A 21,691-nucleotide genomic window follows, 5' to 3' on the forward strand; every position below is an offset into this window, starting at 1 on the left:
GCTATCCGTACCGTTCCTCCGGTTCGCCGCTGACCAGCCCGAACGTCGCGCCGTCGGGGGCGACCGCCTGCAGCACGCGCTCGCCGCCGGGTACGTCCATCGGGCTGTTGACGACGGTGCCGCCCGCTGCCGTCACCCGGTCCTTCGCGGCATCGACATCGTCGACACGGAAGTAAAAGTTCCAGCCCGGCCTGCCGCCCGGCGGGCAGCGCATGATTGCGCCGATCGGCGCGTTCGTGCCGATAAAGCTATATTCGCCCATCTCGCCCATCGGCATCCCGCCCAGCCGAGTCAGGCCGAACTGGCGGTGGTAGAAGCCGAGCGCGCCTTCCGCGTCGGGCGTAAGCAGTTCGTTCCAGCTCACATGGCCCATGCCGCGGCGCTGATAGGCGGTGCTGACCGCGCCTTCGGTCGCACCGCGCATAACGTAGAAGGGGACGCCCTGCGGATCGGTGACCATCGCGATGCGGCCGATGCCTGGCACCGACCAGGGCGGTACCAGCGTCTTGCCGCCTTCCGTGGTGATCGCCGCGACGGCGGCATCGACGTCGGCGACACCCAGATAGCCGAGCCAGCACGGGGTGGCGCCGGCTGCGGTCATGGCGTCGTCGAGCTGGAGCATTCCGCCGACGGCCCCGTCGGCTGCCGAAATCATGCGATAATCGAGGCCGCCGGGATTGGGCTCGGCGATGGTCCAGCCAGTTACCGCCGCGTAAAAGGCCGTCGCCGCGCCTGCGTCGCGCGTCATCAGTTCGTACCAGATGAAACTGTTGTGCTGCTCGGTCATCGCTTCCTCCCCAGCTTGACGGGCGCCGCGCTCAGCCTTCGCCCTGGTCGACGATCGGTTCGAACCCGCCCCAGAACATGCGCTTGCCGTCGAACGGCATGGTGCGGTTCTGCATGTCGGGATGTTCCATCAGCTTCTGCCAGCCGGCGTCCCGCGTTGCCTTGTCGGGCCACAATACCCAGGCGAGCACGATCGCCTCACCCTCTTCGGCCTGGGCAGCACGGTAGAAGTCGGTGGCGGTGCCGTGGGGCACATCCTCGCTCCATGTCTCCATTACGCGGGTGGTGCCGAATTCGAGGAACAGGCGCGCCGTGGTTTCGGCAAGTGCGGTGTAGGCGTCACGGTTCGCTTCGGGCACCGGAATCACATAGCCGTCGAGATACGCCATGGTCCTTCCCCTCAGGAGAGTTGCGGCATTTCGGTCTTGAGTTCCGCGAGTTGCGCCGTGTGGGCGGCAACGAAGCCCGGCCTGCCCAGACAGCGTTGCTGATACGCGGCGAGGTTCGGGTGCGCGGCCAGCATGTCGGTATGCTCCAGCGCGCGGAGTGCTGACGCCATCAGCAGATCGCCGGCGGTGAAGTTGCCTTCCAGATAGTCGCGCTCACCTAGCGCCCGGGCAAGCTGGCCCAGCCGCTTGTCGATCGCGGCGACCAGGCTGGGGCGGCGCAGCGGCGCCCATTCCTGGTCGCGCGAGAAGGTGTCGACATTGGTAAGCTCGAGCAGCATCGGCTCGACGCTGTTGAGCGCGGCGAACATCCAGCACTGCGCCCGGGCGCGCGTTACCGGATCGGTGGGGAGCAGGGCCTCCGAACGCTCGGCGATATGGAGCACGATCGCGCCCGATTCGAACATCCGGATATCGCCCTCGCGATAGGCGGGCACCTGGCCAAAGGGCTGTTCGGCGAAGTGGCTTTTCGGCCGGCGGATCGTGCTGATGGTTTCAATACGATAGGGAATGCCCGCCTCCTCCAGCGCCCAGCGGACGCGATAGTCGCGGACAAAGCCGCGGGCGAAATCGGGCACCCAGTCGAGCGTGACGATTTCGATCGGGCTGTTCGGGTCAACGGGCATGGTAGGGCTTCTCCGGTCAGGCGGGTTCGACGGCGCGCTCCAGCGCGGCGATGTCTATTTTTGTCATCCCCATCATCGCCTGCATTGCCCGGCCGGCGCGGGCGCGATCTGGGTCGGCCATCAATTCGGTCAGCCGCTTCGGTACGATCTGCCAGCGCAGGCCCCAGCGATCCTTGCACCAGCTGCAGGCGATCTCGGCGCCACCATTGCCGGTGATCGCCTCCCACAGCCGGTCGGTTTCCGCCTGATCTTCGGTATGGATCTGGAACGAGACGGCATCGGTGAAGCTGGCATTCGGTCCCGCATTCAGGCCGACATAGCTAAGGCCCGCCAGGGTGAACTCGACCAGCAGGACCGCGCCCTCTCCTCCTGCGGGATAGTCCATGGGACTGCGCACGATGCGGTCGATCCGGCTGTCTGGCAGCAGCGAGACGTAGAATTGCGCGGCCTGTTCGGCTTCGCCGTCGAACCAGAGGCAGGGCGTGATTTTCTGGGGCATGTGCGTCTCCATTCTTGCCGTCCAGACAGGGCACAGGCAGGCTGCTGTCAGGCGTCGCCCTCGCGCTTGGCCCCCTTCAGCAGCGCGACAATTGCCATGGCGTGACCATGGCCCAGCCCATATTGTTCCTTGAGATCAGCGACGATCGCACCCGCCTTCACCCCTGCGCGCAGCCCGGATGCATCGGTCCAGCCTTTCTCCGCCGCATAGGTGCGGAAGTCGTCGGGGCTGCAGCCGGTCTTCGCCTGGATATTGTCGAGATAGGCCTGGAAGGACATGCGCGCGCTCCCGGGCTCAGGCGGGTTCGGCTGCGGCCATGGCGGCCTGCATCGCCGCAAGGTCCATGTGGAACGGCTCGAACACATGCCCGTCCGGATCGGCAAAGGTGCGGCCGTACATGAAGCCAAGCTCCTGCACCGGTCGGATGTCGCCGCTGCCACCATCGGCGACGGCCTTTTCCACGATTGCATCGACCGCTGCGCGGTCCTCGCACGGCAAGGCGATCAGCACCTCGGTCACGACATGTGCATCGGCGACGGCGCGCGGGGTAAAGGTCTGAAAATAGTCGCGTTGGAGCAGCATGAAGGTCAGCGCTTCCGAAAAAACCATCGAACTGGCGGTGGGGCCGCTGAACTGTCGATTCATCGTGCAGCCGATCGCTTCGTAAAAGGCGGTCGCACGCGGCACATCCGTCACGGGCAGGTTCACGAATACCGGCTGCACCATTTCATCTCTCCCATTTCGGCCACGCTCCGAGTCGCGGCGCGCTTGATTCGTGCCTGCATCGATCCTAAAAAACAACTGTGTCGTTAGAAAAACTAACTAACTTGTATCAGAAACGCCGCTATAGCGATGCGTGCGGCGCCGCGCTGGCGCTGGAATTTGTCGGCGAGCGCTGGGCGCTGCTCATCATACGCGAATTGCTGCTCGGGCCGCGGCGCTTTGGCGAGATCCGCGCCGGCCTGCCGGGACTCAGCGCCAACGTCCTGACCCAGCGGCTCACCGAAATGGAGGCGGATGGACTGGTAGTTCGCGAGAAGCTGCCGCCGCCCGCGAGTGTGCAGGTCTATGCGCTCACGCCCTGGGGCAAGGCCGCCGAACCGATGCTTCTGGAAATGGGGCGTTGGGCGCTCGGCTCGGCGCGGCACGACCCGACATTGCCCTTTTCGCGCGTGTCGCTGATGCTGGCATTGCGGATGCTGATGCGGCCCGACAAGGCCGCGGGCTGGGCGGGCGGCATGGGGTTTCGGCTGGGGGACGAACAGTATCTCGCCACCGTGGCGGACGGCGCGCTTGCGATCACGCGCGGCACGCTCGACGGTGCCGAAGCGGTGTTCATCGGCGAGCCGAACCAGTTTCTCCCCGTGTTGTTCGGCACCATGCCGCTAGCGATGGCGCTTGCCGAAGAACGGTTTGCGGTGGAGGGGGACATTGCCCGCGCCGCCGATTTCGCGACGTTGTTCCTGTTGCCGCCAAAAGTCGCCCCCTGATGCCAGCCGAGGACCATGCGGTTGCAGTGCGGCAAACAAGCCTTTAGGTCCGGGCAGACTCAAGGATTTGAAGACCCATGGCCGATATTCCCAACACTCTGCCCGACAGCCGGGATTCGACGATTCTCGACGCGCCTGACAAGATGGTGAAGGTGCGCGAGCTGTTCGGCATCGACATCGACATGGAAGTGCCCGCCTTCAGCGAGGCGGACGAGCGGGTGCCGGATCTCGACCCCGCCTATGTCTTCGATCCCGATACTACCCTGGCGGTGCTGGCGGGCTTTGCCCACAACCGTCGCGTGATGATCCAGGGCTATCACGGCACCGGCAAGTCGTCGCACATCGAGCAGGTGGCGGCGCGGCTCAACTGGCCGTGCATCCGCATCAACCTCGACGCGCATATCAGCCGTATCGACCTGATCGGCCGCGACGCGATCGTGCTGAAGGATGGCGTACAGGTCACCGAATTCCGCGAAGGCCTGCTGCCCTGGGCGCTGCAGACGCCGACCGCGCTGGTGTTCGACGAATATGACGCGGGCCGCCCGGACGTGATGTTCGTCATCCAGCGCGTGCTGGAAACCGAAGGCAAGCTGACCCTGCTCGACCAGAACCGGGTGATCCGCCCGAGCCCGTGGTTCCGCCTGTTCGCGACTGCCAACACGGTCGGCCTTGGCGACACCAGCGGCCTGTATCACGGCACGCAGCAGATCAACCAGGGACAGATGGACCGCTGGAACATCGTCGTCACGCTCAACTATCTGCCGGCCGCGACCGAGGCGAAGATCGTGCTCGCCAAGTCCGGGGAATATGACAAGCCGGGCGGCAAGGAAACCGTGGAGAACATGGTCCGCGTGGCCGAGCTCACCCGCCGCGGCTTCATCAACGGCGACATTTCGACGGTGATGAGCCCGCGTACCGTGATCACCTGGGCGCAGAATGCACTGATCTTCGGCGACATCGGCTTCGCCTTCCGCCTGTCGTTCCTCAACAAGTGCGACGAGGCGGAGCGGGCACAGGTCGCCGAATATTATCAGCGCGTGTTCGGCAAGGACCTGCCCGAGAGCGTGGTCGGCCGCGCCTAAACGGCGCCATTCCCGAGCTGCCAGCGCAGTGCGCGGACGAACGGATCGGGATCGTCGAGGCGGAAGGCGATGGCGGTTACTGGCGGGCGGGCGCGCAGCAGCTTGCGGCGGCTGACAGGTCTGTTCAGTCGCAGCACGATGTTCGGCCAGGCGAGCAGGCCGGCATTGAGCGTGCCCTTGTCCTTGACCAGTGTCGAAGCGAACGCCGTTTCGACTGCGGCAATATCGCGATAGGCGACGAAGCGGTCGATCGCGATGCCGGTGCGGACCCGCACTCCCTCCGGCGTTAGCAGCACCGGACGCAGCCGGAAGGACTTGATCAGCCCTATCATGTAGATCAGCCCGACATCACTGACGACGAACAGGATATAGGCGGCCCAGCGGCTCCAGTGCGCGAGCAGCAGGTGGTGGACCGCCACTTCGATTGCCTGCAGGCTCAGCAGGGTGACCGCCATCGGGGTCAGGTGGCGATGATAGGCAAAGCCGCGGCACCCCGCCGGCACATCGGGTGGAGCGCCCCAGCGGAACAGGGCAAGGTGGAGCAGCCGCAGCTCGGCCGCAGCCAGCCGGACCAGCGGCGCGGGCAGCAGTTCCGAAGCGGCCGCGACCCAGCGCTCGCCCTCGGCGCGGCGAAACTCCGCCTGCGCTGCGACCAGGCTCCAGCCCAGATGCAGTGCGAGCACGGCCAGCAGCGCGAGCGGCAGGACCGGCAATGCCAGCACCGCAGCGCAAACAGGTGGGGGTGCTGCAACCAGAAAGGCGAACACGGCCAGCGCCAGCGTCGCGACCATCTCGCGCGGACGGGGACGGTGGCGCGGCGCCTGCGCCATCAGCGTCAGCATCCGCGTGTCGCTGGCTATCCACAGGAACAGCAGCCCTGCGGTAAGCGGATGCGTCGTCGCCAGCGGGGTTCGTATCGCCGTCCCCGCGCCGAGCAGCACCAGCAGCGGCAACAGGCGCAATGCGATACGCGGGGTATGCGGCTGGCGGACGGCGATCATGCGGTGCTCCCGACGGACAGGACGGACCCTGCCTAGCACATCCCTCGCAGGAACCCCACGCGCTGCTGCCTAGAGGCAGGCTTCCAGCAAGGCTTGATCGAAGCCGAACTGCTTGGCCTTGTCGAGCGTATAGGGGCGCAGGCCCATCGAGCGATATTCGCCGATGATCTTGCCGTCGGCGGTTTCGTCCAGATACTCGAACTTGAACAGTTCCTGGGTGACGATCACCGGGCCTTCCATGCCGATCACTTCGGTGACGTTGGTCACGCGGCGCGAACCGTCGCGCAGGCGCTTTACCTGGATGATGAGGTCGACCGAGTCGGCGATCTGACGGCTGATCGCTTCCTTCGGCACCTTGATGTCCGACATCATCACCATGTTCTCCATACGCGCCAGCGCCTCGCGCGGGCTGTTGGAGTGGAGCGTGCACATCGAACCGTCATGGCCGGTGTTCATGGCGGCGAGCATGTCGAAACACTCGGCGCCGCGAATTTCGCCCAGGATGATCCGGTCCGGGCGCATACGCAGCGCGTTCTTGACGAGATCGCGGATGGTGATCTCGCCCTGGCCCTCCAGGTTTGGCGGGCGGGTTTCGAGCGGCAGCCAGTGCGGCTGCTGCAGGCGAAGTTCGGCCGCGTCCTCGATCGTCAGCACCCGCTCGCCCGGGTCGATCATCTTCGACAGCGCGTTGAGCATCGTCGTCTTGCCCGAACCCGTACCGCCCGAGATGACGATGTTGAAACGACTGGCGCCGGCGATCTTGAGCGCCGTCGCCATGCGTTCGGACATCGAACCGCCCTTGGCCATCATGTCGAGCGTGATCGGCTTGGCGGAGAATTTACGAATCGAGATGGCGGTGCCGCGCAGGGAGAGCGGCGGCACGATCACGTTGACGCGGCTGCCATCCTTCAAGCGGGCGTCGGCCAGCGGCGTGGTCTGGTCGACGCGGCGGCCGACCGAGTTGCAGATGCGCTGCGCGATCTGGAACAGATGCTCCTCGTCGCGAAACTGGATGTTGGCGAGCTCGAGCTTGCCCTTGCGTTCGACATAGGTCTGCTCGGGGCCGTTGACCATGATGTCGCTGACCGCCGGATCGGCGAGCAGCTCCTCGAGGGGTCCCAGGCCGAGCAGTTCGTCGACCAGCACCTTTTCCAGCGCGAACTGTTCGCGCCGGTTGAGCGTCAGCTTCAGTTCGGCAAGTACTTCGCCGATGATCGGTCGAAATTCCTCGGCCAGCTCGTCCTTGCTCAGCGTGGCGGCGGCTTCGGGGTCGACGCGCTCGAGCAGGCGCGGCAGCACCTGTTCCTTGATCCGGTGAATCGATGCCTCGAACCCTTCGGTCCGCGAATTGCCCGCATCGCCCGACAGCGCCTGGCGATCGGCAAGACGCTGCATGGCATCCGCACTCGTCATGCTGGGGCCGCTGGGATCGCGCTCCGCCATGGGGTCGACCGTGGACTGACCGGGCAGCGGCACGCTGTTGATTGGCGGGAACTGCTCGCCCCCCGCCGGCAGCGGCTCGGGCCGGCCGGGTGCGGGGCCCTGCATGGGCCGCGCGACACCAAAGGCAGGACGGCCAGCCATGCCGCCACTCATTCCACTGCGTCGTCCGAAAGCGCTCATCGCAAAACTCTTCACCCCCAGCGAAGGGGACGAATTAAGCGATAAGCCTTGAAAATTAGCTAACTACGCGGCTGACCCGGAGGGGTGCGCCGCGCGCCGGCGTCGGGTACGCGGGGCCATCCGGTTTCGCTTGCAAGCGCCAACAGAAAGCGTAGATTCCGCGTTGCATTCGGTGCTGGACAAGGAGCAGGCATTAGCGACGTTTTGGCTTGAGCTGTAGGATTGTGGCGTTCCGTTACTCGAACGGAAGCGTACCGCGATTTGGCTGTTGCTGTGTCGTCCTGCCTGCGTGACTGAAGCTGTTCAGCCGCGCATCCCGCCCGACCTCCACCTGACCATCGAACCACGTGTCCGATACGCTCGGCCGCGCGCAAGGCTTTGCGCGGGCGGCATGGGGCCGCGCGCGCCCGAAAGCGGCGCCGGGGGACGCTCTTCCCCCAAATCGCATGGAAAATCGAAAATGGCTTACGAACCGGGGACTTTCGGCGGCGGATTGCCGCGCATCGGGCTGGGCCGCCTGTTTGGGCGGACATGGCTGTGGATCGGGATTGCAATTGCGGTCGTGATCTTCGGCATGAGCAGCTTTGCGCGCGTCGAACCGGGCCAGGTGGGTATCCGCGTCAACAACATCGCCGGTGGCGTGCGGCCGGAATCGCTGCCGGTCGGCTGGTACATCGCGATGCCGGGCACGCATATCTATCAATACCCGGTGTTCACGCGCACCTATACCTGGACCGCATCGAAGACCGAGCAGAACGATGTGGACGAGGCATTCACCTTCCAGGACAAGAACGGCCTGTCGCTGCGGGCGGATGTCGGTGTTTCCTATCACGTGGATCCGTCCAGGGCGTCGATCCTGTTCCAGCGGTATCGCACGGATATGGACCAGATCATCGCCGGGCCGCTGCGCAATGCGATCCGGAACGCGATCGTCGAGCGGGCGGCGCAGCTTGGCGTCGAGGAGATATACGGCACACACAAGGCTGAGCTGATCACGACCGCCACCCGCCGCGTGCAGGCATTCTTCGCGCCGGTGGGGCTGCAGGTCGAGCAAATCTATTGGGCCGGCAACATCGTCGTGCCGGAGGCGGTGCTCAACCAGATCAACGCCAAGATTGCCAATGAACAGGCGGCGCTGGCGGCGAAGGCCAATGTCGATACGGCCAAGGCCAATGCGGAGGCGCGCATCGCCAAGGCCGAGGGCGATGCCAAGGCGATTCAGGTCGAGGCGGAGGCGATCCGCACCAATCCCGAAATCGTCCGGCTGCGTGCGGTGGAGAAATGGAACGGCCAGTTGCCGACCTATACCGGGTCGGGGCCGCTGCCTTTTCTGGACATCAAGTGACCCTTGGGGCGCCGGCAGCGATGCTGGCGCTTCCTTGACTTCTGCGGGGGCGGGGGCATGTGGGAGCCATGGCGCAGGATTCCCCCCTCGATCGGTTTCGGGACGTGCTGGCGGGAACCGCCCGCGCCCTTTCGGGCAATGCCGAGCTGGAGTTCGGCTTCACCGCTGAGGCTCCGTTCCAGAGCGGCAAGACGATCAAGGTGCCGACGCCGTCGCGCACCCTGCCGCCCGATCAGGTGGCCGAGGCGCGCGGCTATGCCGACAGTTTCGCGCTGCGCATGCGGCACCATGACGCGACGCTGCATAACCGGGGTGCCCCCCGTGAGGCGGCGGCGCGTGCGGTCTATGACGCGGTCGAGACCGCGCGAGTCGAGGCGCTGGGCGCGCGCGGTTATGCAGGCATCGCCGATAATCTGGAACATGCGCTCGCCATGCGGCTGCGCTCCGACCCGATCGGCCGGGCGCGGACGCGCGACGAAGTGCCGCTGTCCACCGCCGTAGGCCTGATGGTGCGCGAGCGGCTGACCGGCCGCGAATCGCCCGCCGCCGCGGCACTTGGGCTGGCGCTGGTGCGCGACTGGATCGAAGACCGCGCTGGACCCGATCTCGATGCGCTCGCGACGGCCATCGACGATCAGCGCGCTTTTGCCGATCTCGCGACCCGGCTGCTCGAGGATCTCGAGCTGACCGAAGGCGACATGGTTCCGGACGAAGCCGATGAAAATGGCGGCGAGGAAGAGGGCGAGCAGGACCAGCAGGAACAGGGCGACGACGAAGGCGAGGCCCAGTCGCAGCAGGGCGAGGGCCAGACCGAGGCACGCGGCGAGCAGCGCGAATCGGAGCAGGGCGAGGAGGGCGAGCAGGACGCCTCCGACGCGATGGACGATGGCGATGGCGAGCCCGGTGATGACGGCGAGGACGGCATGATGCCGGTGCGCCCCAATCGCCCGTGGAGCGACCTGCCGCCGCAGTTCGAATATCGCCCCTTCACCACCCAGTTCGACGAAGTCGTCGCCGCGACCGACCTGTGCGACACCGACGAGCTGGAGCGGCTGCGTGCCTATCTCGACCAGCAGCTCGTCCATTTGCAGGGCGCTGTCACCAAGCTGGCCAACCGGCTGCAGCGTCGGCTGATGGCGCAGCAGAGCCGCAGCTGGGATTTCGACCAGGACGAAGGCCTGCTCGACGCCGCGCGGCTGGCGCGCGTGGTGGTCAACCCGATGCAGTCGCTCAGCTACAAGGTCGAGCGCGATACCGAATTCAAGGACACGGTGGTAACGCTGCTGATCGACAATTCGGGGTCGATGCGCGGCCGGCCGATTTCGATTGCGGCGATCAGCGCCGACATATTGGCGCGCACGCTCGAACGCGTGGGTGTTAAGACCGAGATTCTCGGCTTCACCACGCGCGCGTGGAAGGGCGGGCAGGCCCGCGAGAAATGGCTCGCCGAAGGGCGCACGCCGCAGCCGGGGCGTCTCAATGACCTGCGCCACATCATCTACAAACAGGCCGATGAGCCGTGGCGCCGCGCGAAGAAGTCGCTGGGCCTAATGATGCGCGAGGGGCTGCTCAAGGAAAATATCGACGGTGAGGCACTGCTCTGGGCGCATGCCCGGCTGCTCGCCCGGCCCGAGGACCGCAAGATCCTGATGGTGATTTCCGACGGTGCGCCGGTCGACGACTCGACGCTGTCCGTCAATTCGGGCTCCTATCTGGAACGCCATCTGCGGCAGGTGATCGGCTGGATCGAGACGCGCTCGCCGGTGGAGCTGGCCGCGATCGGGATCGGCCATGATGTGACGCGCTATTATCAGCGCGCCGTGACGATCATGGATGCCGAGCAGCTCGCCGGCACGATGGTCGAGCAGCTGGCGGCGCTGTTCGACACCGAGTGACACGGTGGCGGGGCCAGAGATACTGCCGCCGCCGGGGGGCTTTCACGGGCCGGTGAAACGGTCGATCACCATCGCCGGCCATCAGACGTCGATCAGCCTCGAACCAATTTTCTGGGTCGCACTCGAACGAGCCGCGGCGGATGCAGCCCTGCCGCTCAGCGCCTTGGTAGCGGCGATCGACCATGCCCGCATCGGTGGCGATGAACCGCCGAACCTTGCCAGCGCGATTCGCACCTGGCTGATGGCGCAGGGTTCACGCTGAACTGCAGCATCAGATCCCGTACGCGTGCCGGATACATTCTTACAAAATTCATAACGAGCCAAATTGGTACTTTCGGCGCGTGCCATCGGGGGCGCCTGCTGGTAGAATAGACCTCGCTGCGCGGCCATCGGCGCACGGGAATCGGGAGGCGCGGGGGAACGTGACGAACGACGACATCATCAATGCCGTGTTCCAGTACGAAGGCGGCTTCGTGAACGATCCGGCCGACCATGGCGGTGCGACCAACTTCGGCATCACGGCTGCGGTACTGGGGCAATGGCGCAGCCTGGGTCGGCCGGCGACTGTGGAGGAAGTGAAGAACCTCACCCGCGCCGAAGCGAAACGCATCTATATCCAGCGCTATATCGTCTCCCCGGGGTTCGACCCGATCGTCAATGGCAAACTAAAATGGGTGCTGGTCGATACCGGCGTGCTGCATGGTACCGATACTGCCATCAAATTCCTGCAACAGGCGCTGGGGGTTGCGGTCGATGGGGTGATGGGCGCACAGACGCTCAAGGCGCTGAAGGGCCCCGCAGGCAGCGGCGCCGCCGACAAGGTTCTCGCGCTTCGTATCCAGCGCTATGCCGCCATCGTCACCAAGGACAACAGCCAGCTTCGCTTCCTGCAAGGGTGGATCAATCGGGCGACGTCGATTTTGACCGCCTGAGTGCTTCGCAGCACCGCCGCGCTGCCCTTGAACGCAATTCGCGCCGACACGTTGGATGCCCATGCTCGCGCATCTGCCACTCGCCTTGCTGATCCAGGCCGCCACCCTTCTGCTTGCCCGAGCACTCGGCGTCGATGTCGTGGCGGGTAGCTGGCTGGGCGCGTTTTGCGCCGCGGCCGTGTGCGTGACGCGGGAAATCACCCAGCGCGAATATCAGTGGATCGAACAGTCCGGCGGAGGCAGGCGGCGCAACATGCCAATCTTTGCGGGGTATCGCTTCTGGCAATGGAACCGCCATTCGAAGCGCGAAACCATCGCGGCGGTTCTGCTGGTCGTCAGCCTGGCAGCTGCGGCCACGGCGTTTCACGCCAAATAGGCGTGATCGTACAATATCACGAACCAAAAACGCAAAAAAGCTCCTTCCGCTGACGATTTTTGCAAACCGCTCGCATTAGCGTTGACTCTGCGAACAAGTCGCAATAGCGAGGCGTCCAACAACAATCTTTGGGGGTCTCTCCTTGGTACAGCTGCGTTCCGAGCCATTCTCGCCTCGTGTTCCCGCATTCCTCGCACTCGCCTGTGTGGGTTTCGTCGCCTCCGCGCCCGCCCATGCGGACGCTGACGGCAAGAAAGACTCGGGCGCGGACGATCAGGACCGCCAGCAGGTGGTCGTCACTGGAACCCGGGCGAAAGAACTGGTCGGACCGAAAGCGACTGCGCGCGTCGTCAACACGCCGCGATCGGTGGTGGTCCTTTCGGAAGACGTGATCCAGCAAACCGCCTCCGCGTCGCTTGCCGATGCGCTGCGCACCGTGCCCGGCATCACCTTCGGTGCTGCGGAAGGCGGCAATCCGATCGGCGACAGGCCGTTCATCCGCGGCTTCGACAGCCAGGGATCGATGTTCGTCGACGGCGTGCGCGATACCTCGTCGCAGACGCGCGAAGTCTTCGCGACCGAACAGGTGCAGATCGTGCGCGGTTCGGATTCGACGCTCGGCGGCCGTGGTAGCGCAGGCGGTTCGATCAACATCATTTCCAAGCTGCCGCTCGCCGGCAACTTCATGGCCGCCTCCGCCAGCTATGGCACTGCCGACTATCGCCGTTTCACGCTCGACGTGAACCAGAACGTCACCGACCGGATCGGCGTTCGCGTCGCCGCGCTGTGGCACGATCAGGATGTCGCGGGGCGCGATTCGATCTGGCAGCGGCGCTGGGGCATCGCGCCATCGGTCACGCTGGGCATGGGCACCGAAAACCGGCTGACCGTCGCCTATTATTATCTCGAAAGCCACGAGATGCCCGACAGCGGCATCCCGTTCCGCTACACGCTGGCCAATGCGCCGGGCACCGGCACCATCCTCAACGAGCCGGTGGTTGGCAATTTCACGACCATCGGGGGCGTATCGGGCAATGTCTCGCGAAACCGCTTCTACGGCGTTACCAGCCGCGACTTCCGCGACGCCAAAACGCATCAGGCGACGATGCGCTATGAGCATGACTTTGGCGGCGTCACGCTGCGCAACACCGCGCGCTACACCTATACCGACCAGGCCTATATCTACACGCTGCCGGACGACAGCACCGGCAATGTCTATGGCACCGCCACCGCCAATCCGACGAGCGGTCCGGCGGGCGCGCGCGGCGATGTCCTGACCGGCGGTTATGTCTGGCGCCGCGCGAATACCCGCTATGGCTATACCCAGAACCTGACCAACCAGACGGACCTGTACGGCACTGTCGAAACGGGATCGGTGAAGCACAGCTTCTCGGTCGGTACCGAGATCAGCTGGGAGAAGGCGCGGCGCGGCACCTTTGTCACGCGCGGCTATCTCAACAGCGCCGGCACCGAAATCCTCTCCACCGGCAGCCAGACCAGCCCCCGCTGCAACGCGGCGACGATCGCGCGCTATTATTGCGCCAGCGTGTTCAGCGCGAACCCGAACGATCCCTGGGTCAACTATGCCAGCGATACGTCCACCACGCCGTCGCCGATCGTCCGCTCGCTGCCGATCGAGGAGACGCAGAACGAGGCACATACCGTGTCGGTCTATGGCTTCGATTCGATCACGCTGCTCCCGCAGCTGATCCTGAATCTGGGCCTGCGCTACGACCATTTCACGTCGAAGGTGACGCCCGGTCAGGCGGCGAACGCCACCAGCACCTTCTCGCTCAGCCGCACGGACGATCTGGTCAACGGCCAGGCCGGTCTGGTGTTCAAGCCGACCGCGAACACCAGCCTGTACGCCAGCTACGCCACTGCCGCGACGCCGCCGAACAGCCTGCTGGGCGAGGGGCAGGATGCCAATACGCTGGGCACCACCCCCAGCGCCGCCGCGCTGCTCGACAGTCTGAAGGTCGAGAAGACCAAGTCGTACGAGGTCGGGGCCAAGGCCAGCCTGTTCCAGGACCAGTTGGCGCTGGGCGCCGCGCTGTTCCAGACGGATACCGACAATGCCCGTGTCACCGGCGCGGACAACACCGTCCAGTTCGTCGGCAAGCGGCGCATTCGCGGTGTCGAGCTGACCTTCAACGGCAACATTACCAAGTGGCTGAGCGTGTTTGGCGGCTATACCCATCTCGATCCGGTGATCGTCGATGGCGGCTTCACGGCGCTGACTGCGCCCGCAGTGGGGAACCAGAAGGCCAAGACGGTGCTGGTGCCTTCGGTCAACACCGGTCGTCAGGCGACGCAGACCGCAAAAGACAGCTTCACCCTGTGGGCCGATCTGAAGCCGGTACACCGGCTCACGCTGGGCGGCGGCGCCTTCTACACCAGCCGCGTCTATGGCGGGTATCAGGATAACCGCGCCGCAACGCAGGATGCGAACGGCGTCGTCACGGTGAGCCCGGCGACGATCGTGCTGCTTCGCTCGGTGCCGTCCTATTGGCGCTTCGACGCGCGTATGGGCTACGACATCACGCCGCGTATCCAGCTGAGCGTCAACGTCCAGAACCTGACCGACAAGACCTATTACACTCAGGCCTATACGTCGCACTACGCAACCATCGCGCCGGGCCGTTCGGCGCTGGCGACCATCAATGTGAAGTTCTGATCCCTTGGCCCCTGCGCTCGACACTCTGACGGCCGAGGAAATCGCCGCCCGCCTCTCTGGTTCGCCGGAGGCGCGGGCGGCGCTCATTCGCGAAGGCGCAGAGGCCGGCGTCAGCGAGGCGCAGGCCGTATGGGGCCAGATGCTGCTGGACGAGGGGCGCGCACACGAGGCGTTCGGCTGGTTCGAGCGCGCCGCCCGTGGCGGCCATCTGATGGCGCTCAACATGCTGGGGCGTTGTTACGACCTCGGCTGGGGCGTGGCGGTGGACAAGGTTCGCGCTGCCGAATGCTTCCGCGTCGCTGCCGAACGCGGGCTCGACTGGGGCATGTATAATTACGCCACCGCGCTGGCGCTGGGCGAGGGCTTGACCGAGGACAAGGCCGCCGCGCTTGCCTGGTTTGAAAAGGCCGCCGCAATGGGCAATGCCAAGGCCATCAACTATGTCGGCAGCTTCCACGAAGATGGCTGGGTGGTGCCGCAGGAAATGGCGAAGGCGGCCGAATGTTATGCGCGCGCGGCAGAGGGGGGCGATTTTCGTGGCGCCTTCAACCATGCGCGGATGCTGGCGCAGGCGGGCGAAATAGACGCCGCCGGGCACTGGCTGGCGCGCTGTCGCGAAACGGCCACGCCGGTATTTCTTGAAAAAGGGCGGACATGGCTGCGGGCCTCGCCCTGGCCCGAACTGGAGACACATCTTTGCTGATCGCCATTCCCGACCTGCTGAGCGCGCAGGAAGTCGTGCAGGTCCGCGCCATTATCGATGCGGCCGAGTGGGTAGACGGTAACGTCACCTCCGGCGCGCAATCGGCACTCGCCAAGCGCAACGAACAACTGCCCGAAGGGAGCGAGGCGCATCGCCAGGCGGGCGCGATCATCCTCGATGCGCTGGCGCGCTCGCCGCTGTTCGTCGCCGCCGCGCTGCCGCTCAAGGTGTTTCCGCCGCTGTTCAACCGCTACACCGGTGGCCAGACTTTCGGCACGCATGTCGACAACGCCATCCGCATCCAGCGTGGCAGCGATTTTCGCATCCGCTCCGACCTGTCGATGACGGTCTTTCTTGAACCGCCCGAAGCGTATGACGGCGGCGAGCTGGTGATCGACGGGCTGTTCGGCGGCCAGTTGGTCAAGCTGCCCGCCGGTCATGCGGTGCTCTATCCCTCGTCCAGCCTGCATCAGGTGACGCCGGTCACGCGCGGGGCGCGGGTGGCGAGCTTTTTCTGGCTGCAGTCGATGGTGCGCGATGATGGCGAGCGGCGCATCCTGCTCGACCTCGACCGGTCGATCCAGTCGCTCGCCGGGCAACTGGGGCAGGGGCATGCGCAGGTGGTGGAGCTGACCGCCGTCTATCACAATCTGTTGCGCCGCTGGGCGGATGCCTAGGCCGGCGCCCGTCGCAAACGGCACGGGAAAATAGCGCTGTTGCAGGGCCTTCAACCTGCTACATGGGATTCGACCAACCAAGGGGGAGGATGGTGATGCGGCATCTGATGTGGCTTGTTGCGGCATGCCCGCTGGCAGCGCAGGCGCAGGAAATCCCTGCCCCCGACCAGAGCGCACAGGGCGACCTGGCAATCACCATCTACCAGAACGGCCAGTCGCTGGTGCAGGATGTGCGCCAGCTCGACCTGGCCGCCGGCCGCACCCGCCAGGAATTTCCCGATGTCTCGGCGCAGATCCGCCCCGAGACGGTGACGCTGTCCGGCCCCGGCATCGGCATTGTCGAACAGAATTTCGATTACGATCTGCTCTCGCCCGAGAAGCTGATGGAAAAGGCGGTCGGATCGGTCATCACCATCGTCCGTACCAATCCCGCGACGGGTGCGGAGACGCGCGAACAGGCGCGGGTTCTGGCGGCCAATGACGGCGTCGTGCTACAGATCGGCAACCGGATCGAAGTGCTGCGCGACGACGGCCTGCCGGTCCGCGTGATCTTCGACAAGGTGCCTGAAAATCTCCGCGCCCGCCCGACCCTGTCGGTGACGCTGCAGGTGGCGAAGGGCGGTCGCGTGCCGGCCTCGCTCAGCTATCTGACGCCGGGGCTCGGCTGGACCAGCGACTATGTGATGCTGTTCGACGAAGCCAGGGGCGCGATCGACATGCAGGGCTGGATCACGCTGACCAACAACACCGGCACCACTTATCGCAACGCCGATGTGCTGCTGGTGGCAGGCAGGCCCAACAACGGCGGCGGGCGGCGGGAAATGCCGCAGTTCGGCCAGGGCGGGGACGATACGATCGACGAGGCGGGGACCGAGACCGGCACCCGCGAACGACTGGGCGACTATTATCTCTATCCGCTCGGTCACCGCACTACGATCGCCAATGCCCAGCAGAAGCAGGTCAGCTTCCTCGACGTGAAGGGCGCGCCAGCGCGCAAGGCCTATGAATGGGTCAATGGCTGGCTGGCGAGCGAGGATGCGTTTCGCAGCGCCGCGAGCGTGCTTAAATTCTCGACATCCCGGAACGGCGGGCTGGGCGATCAGCTGCCCTCGGGCACGATCCGCGTCTATATGCGTGACAAGCGCGGCGAGCCGCAGTTCATCGGTGAGAGCCGGGTGGATGCCGCGCCGATGGGATCGGCCATGGCGATCCGTACCGGTGATGCGTTCGACGTGAAGGGCAAGGCGACGGTGGTCGAGCGCAAGCGCGAGTCGAGCCGCCGCTGGACGACCACGATGCGCTATGACTTCACCAATGCCCGATCCGAGCCGGTGACGGTCGATCTCGCGCAGAACGGTCTGTGGGGCGATGTCCGCATCACCAGCCAGAGCCTGACCGGCGAGCGAGTCTCGGCGGAGCGGATGGAGTGGAAGGTGCCGGTGCCCGCCAATGGCAAGGCATCGGTGACCGTGGTGTTCGATACGCGCTACTGATCCAATGCTGGCGCGCATCGCTCTTGCCCTGACCGCGCTGCTCGCCGCCGCGCCGGCGGCCGCGCAGGCGCTGGTCATGTCGGAAAAGCCCGACAGCGTGGCGGTGACGCTCTATCGCGACCCCGATCGCGGCGACCGGCCGATGTCGCGCTATTGGCCTGGCGGCTATGCGCTGGTTACCGAGACACGGACGATCACGCTTCCCGCCGGCAGTTCGGTGATCCGCTTCGTCGGCGTGTCCGAAGGGATGATGCCGGAAACCGCGATCGTCACCGGCCTGCCGCGCGGCGTGGGGGAGAAGAACCGGGACGCGCAGCTGTTGTCGCCGGACGCGCTGGTGGATGCCTATCTCAAACGGCGGGTGACGGTGCGCCGTACCGATCCCGCTACCGGCAAGGTGACCGAGCGCGAAGGCGTGATCCAGTCCGGACCCGCAGACGCAGTCGTGCTGACTACGGCAGAGGGCGTGGAGGCGCTGGGCTGTTCCGGCGTGCCCGAGGCGATCCGCTATCCGGGCCCGCCCACCGATCTTGCCGCCAAGCCCACCCTGTCGGTGACGACCGACAGCGCCACCCCGCAGACGGTGACGGTGCAGCTTTCCTATCTGGCGCAGGGCTTCGACTGGTCGGCCAATTATGTCGCCGAACTCGCGCCCGATGGCGACACGCTCGACCTGTTCGCCTGGCTGACGGTGAAGAATGGCGGTTCACAGGGCTTTGCCGACGCCCACACCGCCGCCGTGGCGGGCAAGCCGAACAAGGGGCGCTCGGCGCAACTGCCGTCCGGGCCGGAACCTGAACTGCATCTGCAATGCTGGCCGATGGGGACCACAAGCGACATGTCCAGCGGCATCCCCGCACCAGCGGAGATGGGGATGGCCCCGTCGCCTCCCCCCGCACCCGCGGCGTCAATGGAGATCGTCGTAACCGGTATGCGTGCGAAGGGGCTTGCCGCGCCCGTGATGATGGCCGAGCAGGAGGATCTGGGCGACCTCAAGCTCTATCGCGTCCCCGAACCGGTGACGGTCGCCGCCCTTTCGACCAAGCAGGTCGCGATGCTCCACCGCGAACGGGTGAAAGTCGCGCATATCTATCGCGGCGAATTCTGGTCCTTTCCCTATGCCGCCGACCAGCACCCCACGGCGCGCGCCGCCACGCTGGTGCTGCGCGCCGAGAACAAGACCGCCGAGGGACTTGGCCTGCCGCTGCCCGCCGGCAAGGTTGCGCTGTTCGCGCCGCATGGCGACCAGTCGCTGCTGATCGGCGAAAGCAACCTGACGGATCGGGCCATCGGCGAAGACGTCGAGTTTCTCCCCGGCACGGCGAGCGATGTGCGTTACACCGTTACCGCGCTGCCAACCTCGCACAACCGCCCGAGCTGCCGGATCACGGTCAGCAATGCCTATGACCGGCCCGTCACGTTCGAACTGCCGATCCCCTATCGCGGAGCCACCGCCAGCGCGAAGCTGGTCGAGCGCAAGGGCGTGAAGACCTGGGCCGTCACGATTCCCGCCAACGCCACTGCCACGCTGACCCTGTCGCTGAAGGTCGACCGCTGAGCCTCAGTCGAGGTCGACTTCGCCCTTCAGCGGGTCTTCGACCTGCGCGTCATGGCCGCTGCCCGAGCTGAGGAACATCAGCCCCATCAGTGCCGCCGCCATCATCACCGTCAGGAACACGCCGAAAAAGGTCGCGATGGCAGTGAAAAGGTACAGCTCGCTCATCGACCAGTAGAGCCAATATTCGGCCGCCAGCGCGGCCAGCACCGCCACCACTGCCATCCAGCCGAGGATGCGGCGGAACCGCCCCCAGGCAAAGGCGGCATAATCGGGATCGTCGAGGCCGGTGCGCTGCTCCATGCTTTGCAATTGGGGACGAATCGTGGGACAAACAACGCCCAAAAAATAGCACAGCCGTTTGAGGAGAGAATGCGATGACCATCGCGGCAATCCTGGCAGGCAAAGGGCGCGACGTGGTGTCGATCGCCGCCAACAACAGCGTAAGAGAAGCGATAGCGCTGCTCGCGACACGGCGGATCGGTGCCGTGCCGGTAATCGATCGCGGCGAGGTGGCCGGGATCTTTTCCGAACGCGACGTGATCTACTGCCTTGAGCGGGAGGGCGCCGGCGCGCTCGACAAGCCGGTATCCGCAGTGATGACTGCCCCGGCGATCACCGTCGGTCCCGAGGAAACCGTGCTCGGCGCATTGGCGCTGATGACGCGGCGACGCATCCGCCATCTGCCGGTGGTGGAGAGCGAGGCGTGCATCGGCTTCGTGTCGATCGGCGATCTGGTGAAGTACCGGATCGAGCGGATCGAGTCGGAAGCCGATGCGATGCGCGCCTATATCCAGGCGGCCTGAATCGTCTCAGCGCCCGCGCCGGCGCACCAGCGCAACCGCTTCGGTCAGTGCCGGCCGGGCGAAGACGAGCAGCAGCCCGCCATAGCTGACGCCGCCCGTCGTCACGAGCAGCGCCAGCCGCGGCAGCGGGTGGAGCGGCGGCAGCACGTGATCGACCATGGTGACAAGCAGCGCCATCGCCGCTGCGGCCAGCACGGGCGGGGCGAGCGCCTCGACCAGCATTGCCAGCCGCACGCCGATCACCGGCAGGGTCCGGTGCGCCGAAATCGCGAGGTAGAAGGGGTAAGCGGCGAACCATGCCGCCACCAGCCCCATCAATCCCCAATGCACCCCGACGAGAAAGGCGATCGGCAGCAGCAAGGCCCCGGTGGCGCCGTTGCGCGCGCTGATCCCGGGGCGCCCGCAGGCGTCGCTCGCCGGGGCGAACAGAATCTGCAGCGTCATCATCGGCATCGCCAGCGCCAGCCAATGGACGATCGGCACCGCCTGCATCCATTTCGGCCCGAGCACGACGGCGACCAGTGGTTCGGCCGTCGCTGCAAGCCCCAGATAGAAGGGCATCGCCACGAGCATGATCAGCCGCGCACCCTTCACAAAGGCGGATGCCACGGCGGCGCGGTCGGTCTTGATCCGCGCATAGGCCGAGAAAGCCACTTCGTTCAGCGGCGGCACGAACTTGGATACGAAGATCTGGGTGAGGAACAGGCTGGTCGTATAGATGCCCAGCGTGTGCGGATCGAACATGCGGCCGGCGATGAACACATCGGCCTGACTCTGCAGGAACCAGAAAATCTGCCCCGCTGCCATCACCCCGCCATAGCGGGCAATGTCGCCGGCGCCGCGGAAATCGAAGCTCGGCCACATCAGCGAACGTGCCGCGATCGTCATACCGATCGCGCGCGTCGCGAACAGCGCGATCGGCGCGGCGACCAGCGTCCACATCTCCCAGCCCGATAAAGCACCGGTCAGCGCGGTGCAGGCGCCGACCAGCGCGGACACGAAATTGACCTGCGCCTGTTTGCGGAAGTCCATCGTCCGCGCGAGCAGCGCATAGGGAAGCGCGATGAACGGCGTTGCCAGATAGAGCAGCGCCTGCACGCGCAGCAGTTCGGCGACGATCGGCTGGCGATAATAGGCGGCCGCAAGCGGCGCGGCGATCACCTGTATCGCAGCCAGGCCGCCGTTGAGCAGCAGCAACATGCCGAACAGCTGGCGCTGGGCGTGGGTGTCCGCATCGCCGCGCTGGATCAGTGCACTCGCCAGCCCATAGCCGTTCAGCATGTTGAGCAGGACGAGAATCACCTGCGTCATTGCGAACAAGCCATAATCGGCGGGGTTGAGGATCCGGATCACGAGGAAGGTCGATGCCCAGGTGAGCATCTGGCCCAGAATCTGGGTGCCCGAACGCCAGATGACGGCGCTGCGCACCTGTTCGCGCAGCGATTCGACGGGCTGATTCGGGCTCGGGGCAGTGGTTTCGGTCACATTGCGGGTATGCCCGAGACCCGTTGAGAAGCCGTAAAGCGCGGTTTTCTGCGGGTTTCGGGGGCGGTTTCAAAAAAAAGACAGAAAGTTTCAAATCGGTGTTGACCGAATCAAAAGCCCCGCATAGAAGCCGCTCCACCGACGCGGTGCACTTCACTGGACGGCGCGGCGGTCACCGAAAATCAGGCGCAGCG

The 21,691-nt window shown here is 65.5% G+C and carries 23 protein-coding genes; 13 read left to right on the plus strand and 10 right to left on the minus strand.

The window, feature by feature from the left end; translation table 11 throughout:
• Window position 1: 1 nt before the first annotated feature.
• Genes ACT53K_RS11195 through ACT53K_RS11220 form a run of 6 tightly spaced genes read right to left on the minus strand, consistent with a single transcriptional unit; the run spans window position 2 to window position 3,083 of the window.
• Window positions 2-787 carry a VOC family protein gene (locus ACT53K_RS11195; RefSeq protein ID WP_476228711.1) on the minus strand — a complete coding sequence of 262 codons (786 nt, stop codon included), beginning with the start codon at window positions 785-787 and terminating at the stop codon, window positions 2-4.
• A gap of 31 nt (window positions 788-818) precedes the next feature.
• Entirely contained in the window at window positions 819-1,175 is a 357-nt protein-coding gene (locus tag ACT53K_RS11200; RefSeq protein ID WP_476228712.1) for a DUF1428 domain-containing protein, read from the minus strand.
• Between the two features lie 11 nt (window positions 1,176-1,186).
• Window positions 1,187-1,858 (minus strand): glutathione S-transferase family protein, encoded by a 672-nt coding sequence (locus ACT53K_RS11205; protein ID WP_476228713.1) that lies wholly within the window; start codon window positions 1,856-1,858, stop codon window positions 1,187-1,189.
• A gap of 16 nt (window positions 1,859-1,874) precedes the next feature.
• Window positions 1,875-2,357: a VOC family protein gene (locus tag ACT53K_RS11210; protein WP_476228714.1), complete on the minus strand. Its 483-nt coding sequence runs from the start codon at window positions 2,355-2,357 to the stop codon at window positions 1,875-1,877.
• 47 nt (window positions 2,358-2,404) lie between these two features.
• Entirely contained in the window at window positions 2,405-2,635 is a 231-nt protein-coding gene (locus ACT53K_RS11215; protein WP_476228715.1) for a DUF4287 domain-containing protein, read from the minus strand.
• 16 nt (window positions 2,636-2,651) lie between these two features.
• Window positions 2,652-3,083, minus strand: a complete 432-nt coding sequence (locus tag ACT53K_RS11220; protein ID WP_476228716.1) for a VOC family protein — start codon at window positions 3,081-3,083, stop codon at window positions 2,652-2,654.
• A 101-nt stretch (window positions 3,084-3,184) separates the two neighbouring features.
• Between ACT53K_RS11220 and ACT53K_RS11225 the strand changes: the two genes are divergently transcribed.
• Both ACT53K_RS11225 and cobS read left to right on the plus strand, forming a co-directional pair.
• Window positions 3,185-3,847 carry a winged helix-turn-helix transcriptional regulator gene (locus ACT53K_RS11225; protein ID WP_476228717.1) on the plus strand — a complete coding sequence of 221 codons (663 nt, stop codon included), beginning with the start codon at window positions 3,185-3,187 and terminating at the stop codon, window positions 3,845-3,847.
• Window positions 3,848-3,924: 77 nt separating this feature from the next.
• Complete coding sequence (cobS, locus tag ACT53K_RS11230) at window positions 3,925-4,929, plus strand: cobaltochelatase subunit CobS (protein WP_476228718.1); 1,005 nt, start codon at window positions 3,925-3,927, stop codon at window positions 4,927-4,929.
• Here the strand turns inward: cobS and ACT53K_RS11235 are convergent.
• Entirely contained in the window at window positions 4,926-5,930 is a 1,005-nt protein-coding gene (locus ACT53K_RS11235) for a hypothetical protein (protein ID WP_476228719.1), read from the minus strand. The two genes, cobS and ACT53K_RS11235, sit on opposite strands and share 4 nt — an antisense overlap.
• 69 nt (window positions 5,931-5,999) lie before the next feature.
• Window positions 6,000-7,553: a CpaF family protein gene (locus ACT53K_RS11240; protein WP_476228720.1), complete on the minus strand. Its 1,554-nt coding sequence runs from the start codon at window positions 7,551-7,553 to the stop codon at window positions 6,000-6,002.
• Between the two features lie 460 nt (window positions 7,554-8,013).
• Here ACT53K_RS11240 and ACT53K_RS11245 point away from each other — a divergent pair, with 460 nt between their 5' ends.
• The 10 genes from ACT53K_RS11245 (at window position 8,014) to ACT53K_RS11290 (ending at window position 19,209) form a co-directional block, all read left to right on the plus strand.
• The gene (locus tag ACT53K_RS11245) at window positions 8,014-8,898 is read left to right on the plus strand and encodes an SPFH domain-containing protein (RefSeq protein WP_476228721.1); all 885 of its coding nucleotides are present in this window, start codon (window positions 8,014-8,016) and stop codon (window positions 8,896-8,898) included.
• Between the two features lie 68 nt (window positions 8,899-8,966).
• Window positions 8,967-10,793: a cobaltochelatase subunit CobT gene (cobT, locus tag ACT53K_RS11250; protein ID WP_476228722.1), complete on the plus strand. Its 1,827-nt coding sequence runs from the start codon at window positions 8,967-8,969 to the stop codon at window positions 10,791-10,793.
• 4 nt (window positions 10,794-10,797) lie between these two features.
• A complete protein-coding gene (locus tag ACT53K_RS11255; RefSeq protein ID WP_476228724.1) occupies window positions 10,798-11,055 on the plus strand; it encodes a ribbon-helix-helix domain-containing protein in 258 nt (85 codons plus the stop codon).
• A gap of 160 nt (window positions 11,056-11,215) precedes the next feature.
• Window positions 11,216-11,725, plus strand: coding sequence for a glycoside hydrolase family 108 protein (locus tag ACT53K_RS11260; protein ID WP_476228725.1), 510 nt, complete (start codon window positions 11,216-11,218; stop codon window positions 11,723-11,725).
• A gap of 61 nt (window positions 11,726-11,786) precedes the next feature.
• On the plus strand, window positions 11,787-12,101 hold the full coding sequence (locus ACT53K_RS11265; protein ID WP_476228726.1) for a hypothetical protein: 315 nt from the start codon (window positions 11,787-11,789) through the stop codon (window positions 12,099-12,101).
• 142 nt (window positions 12,102-12,243) lie between these two features.
• Entirely contained in the window at window positions 12,244-14,778 is a 2,535-nt protein-coding gene (locus tag ACT53K_RS11270) for a TonB-dependent receptor (RefSeq protein ID WP_476228727.1), read from the plus strand.
• Between the two features lie 4 nt (window positions 14,779-14,782).
• Window positions 14,783-15,481, plus strand: a complete 699-nt coding sequence (locus ACT53K_RS11275; RefSeq protein ID WP_476228728.1) for a tetratricopeptide repeat protein — start codon at window positions 14,783-14,785, stop codon at window positions 15,479-15,481.
• The gene (locus tag ACT53K_RS11280) at window positions 15,475-16,158 is read left to right on the plus strand and encodes a Fe2+-dependent dioxygenase (RefSeq protein WP_476228729.1); all 684 of its coding nucleotides are present in this window, start codon (window positions 15,475-15,477) and stop codon (window positions 16,156-16,158) included. The genes ACT53K_RS11275 and ACT53K_RS11280 overlap by 7 nt, the downstream gene beginning before the upstream one ends.
• A gap of 95 nt (window positions 16,159-16,253) precedes the next feature.
• Window positions 16,254-17,651 carry a DUF4139 domain-containing protein gene (locus tag ACT53K_RS11285; RefSeq protein ID WP_476228730.1) on the plus strand — a complete coding sequence of 466 codons (1,398 nt, stop codon included), beginning with the start codon at window positions 16,254-16,256 and terminating at the stop codon, window positions 17,649-17,651.
• A gap of 4 nt (window positions 17,652-17,655) precedes the next feature.
• Complete coding sequence (locus ACT53K_RS11290) at window positions 17,656-19,209, plus strand: DUF4139 domain-containing protein (RefSeq protein WP_476228731.1); 1,554 nt, start codon at window positions 17,656-17,658, stop codon at window positions 19,207-19,209.
• Between the two features lie 3 nt (window positions 19,210-19,212).
• Here the strand turns inward: ACT53K_RS11290 and ACT53K_RS11295 are convergent, their stop codons facing one another.
• Window positions 19,213-19,509: a hypothetical protein gene (locus ACT53K_RS11295; RefSeq protein ID WP_476228732.1), complete on the minus strand. Its 297-nt coding sequence runs from the start codon at window positions 19,507-19,509 to the stop codon at window positions 19,213-19,215.
• A gap of 74 nt (window positions 19,510-19,583) precedes the next feature.
• Here ACT53K_RS11295 and ACT53K_RS11300 point away from each other — a divergent pair, with 74 nt between their 5' ends.
• Window positions 19,584-20,012 carry a CBS domain-containing protein gene (locus tag ACT53K_RS11300; protein WP_476228733.1) on the plus strand — a complete coding sequence of 143 codons (429 nt, stop codon included), beginning with the start codon at window positions 19,584-19,586 and terminating at the stop codon, window positions 20,010-20,012.
• Between the two features lie 6 nt (window positions 20,013-20,018).
• Here the strand turns inward: ACT53K_RS11300 and ACT53K_RS11305 are convergent, their stop codons facing one another.
• Window positions 20,019-21,497: a lipopolysaccharide biosynthesis protein gene (locus tag ACT53K_RS11305; protein ID WP_476228734.1), complete on the minus strand. Its 1,479-nt coding sequence runs from the start codon at window positions 21,495-21,497 to the stop codon at window positions 20,019-20,021.
• Window positions 21,498-21,691 lie beyond the last annotated feature (194 nt).

It is taken from the genome of Sphingomonas sp. DMC8, from assembly GCF_056314185.1.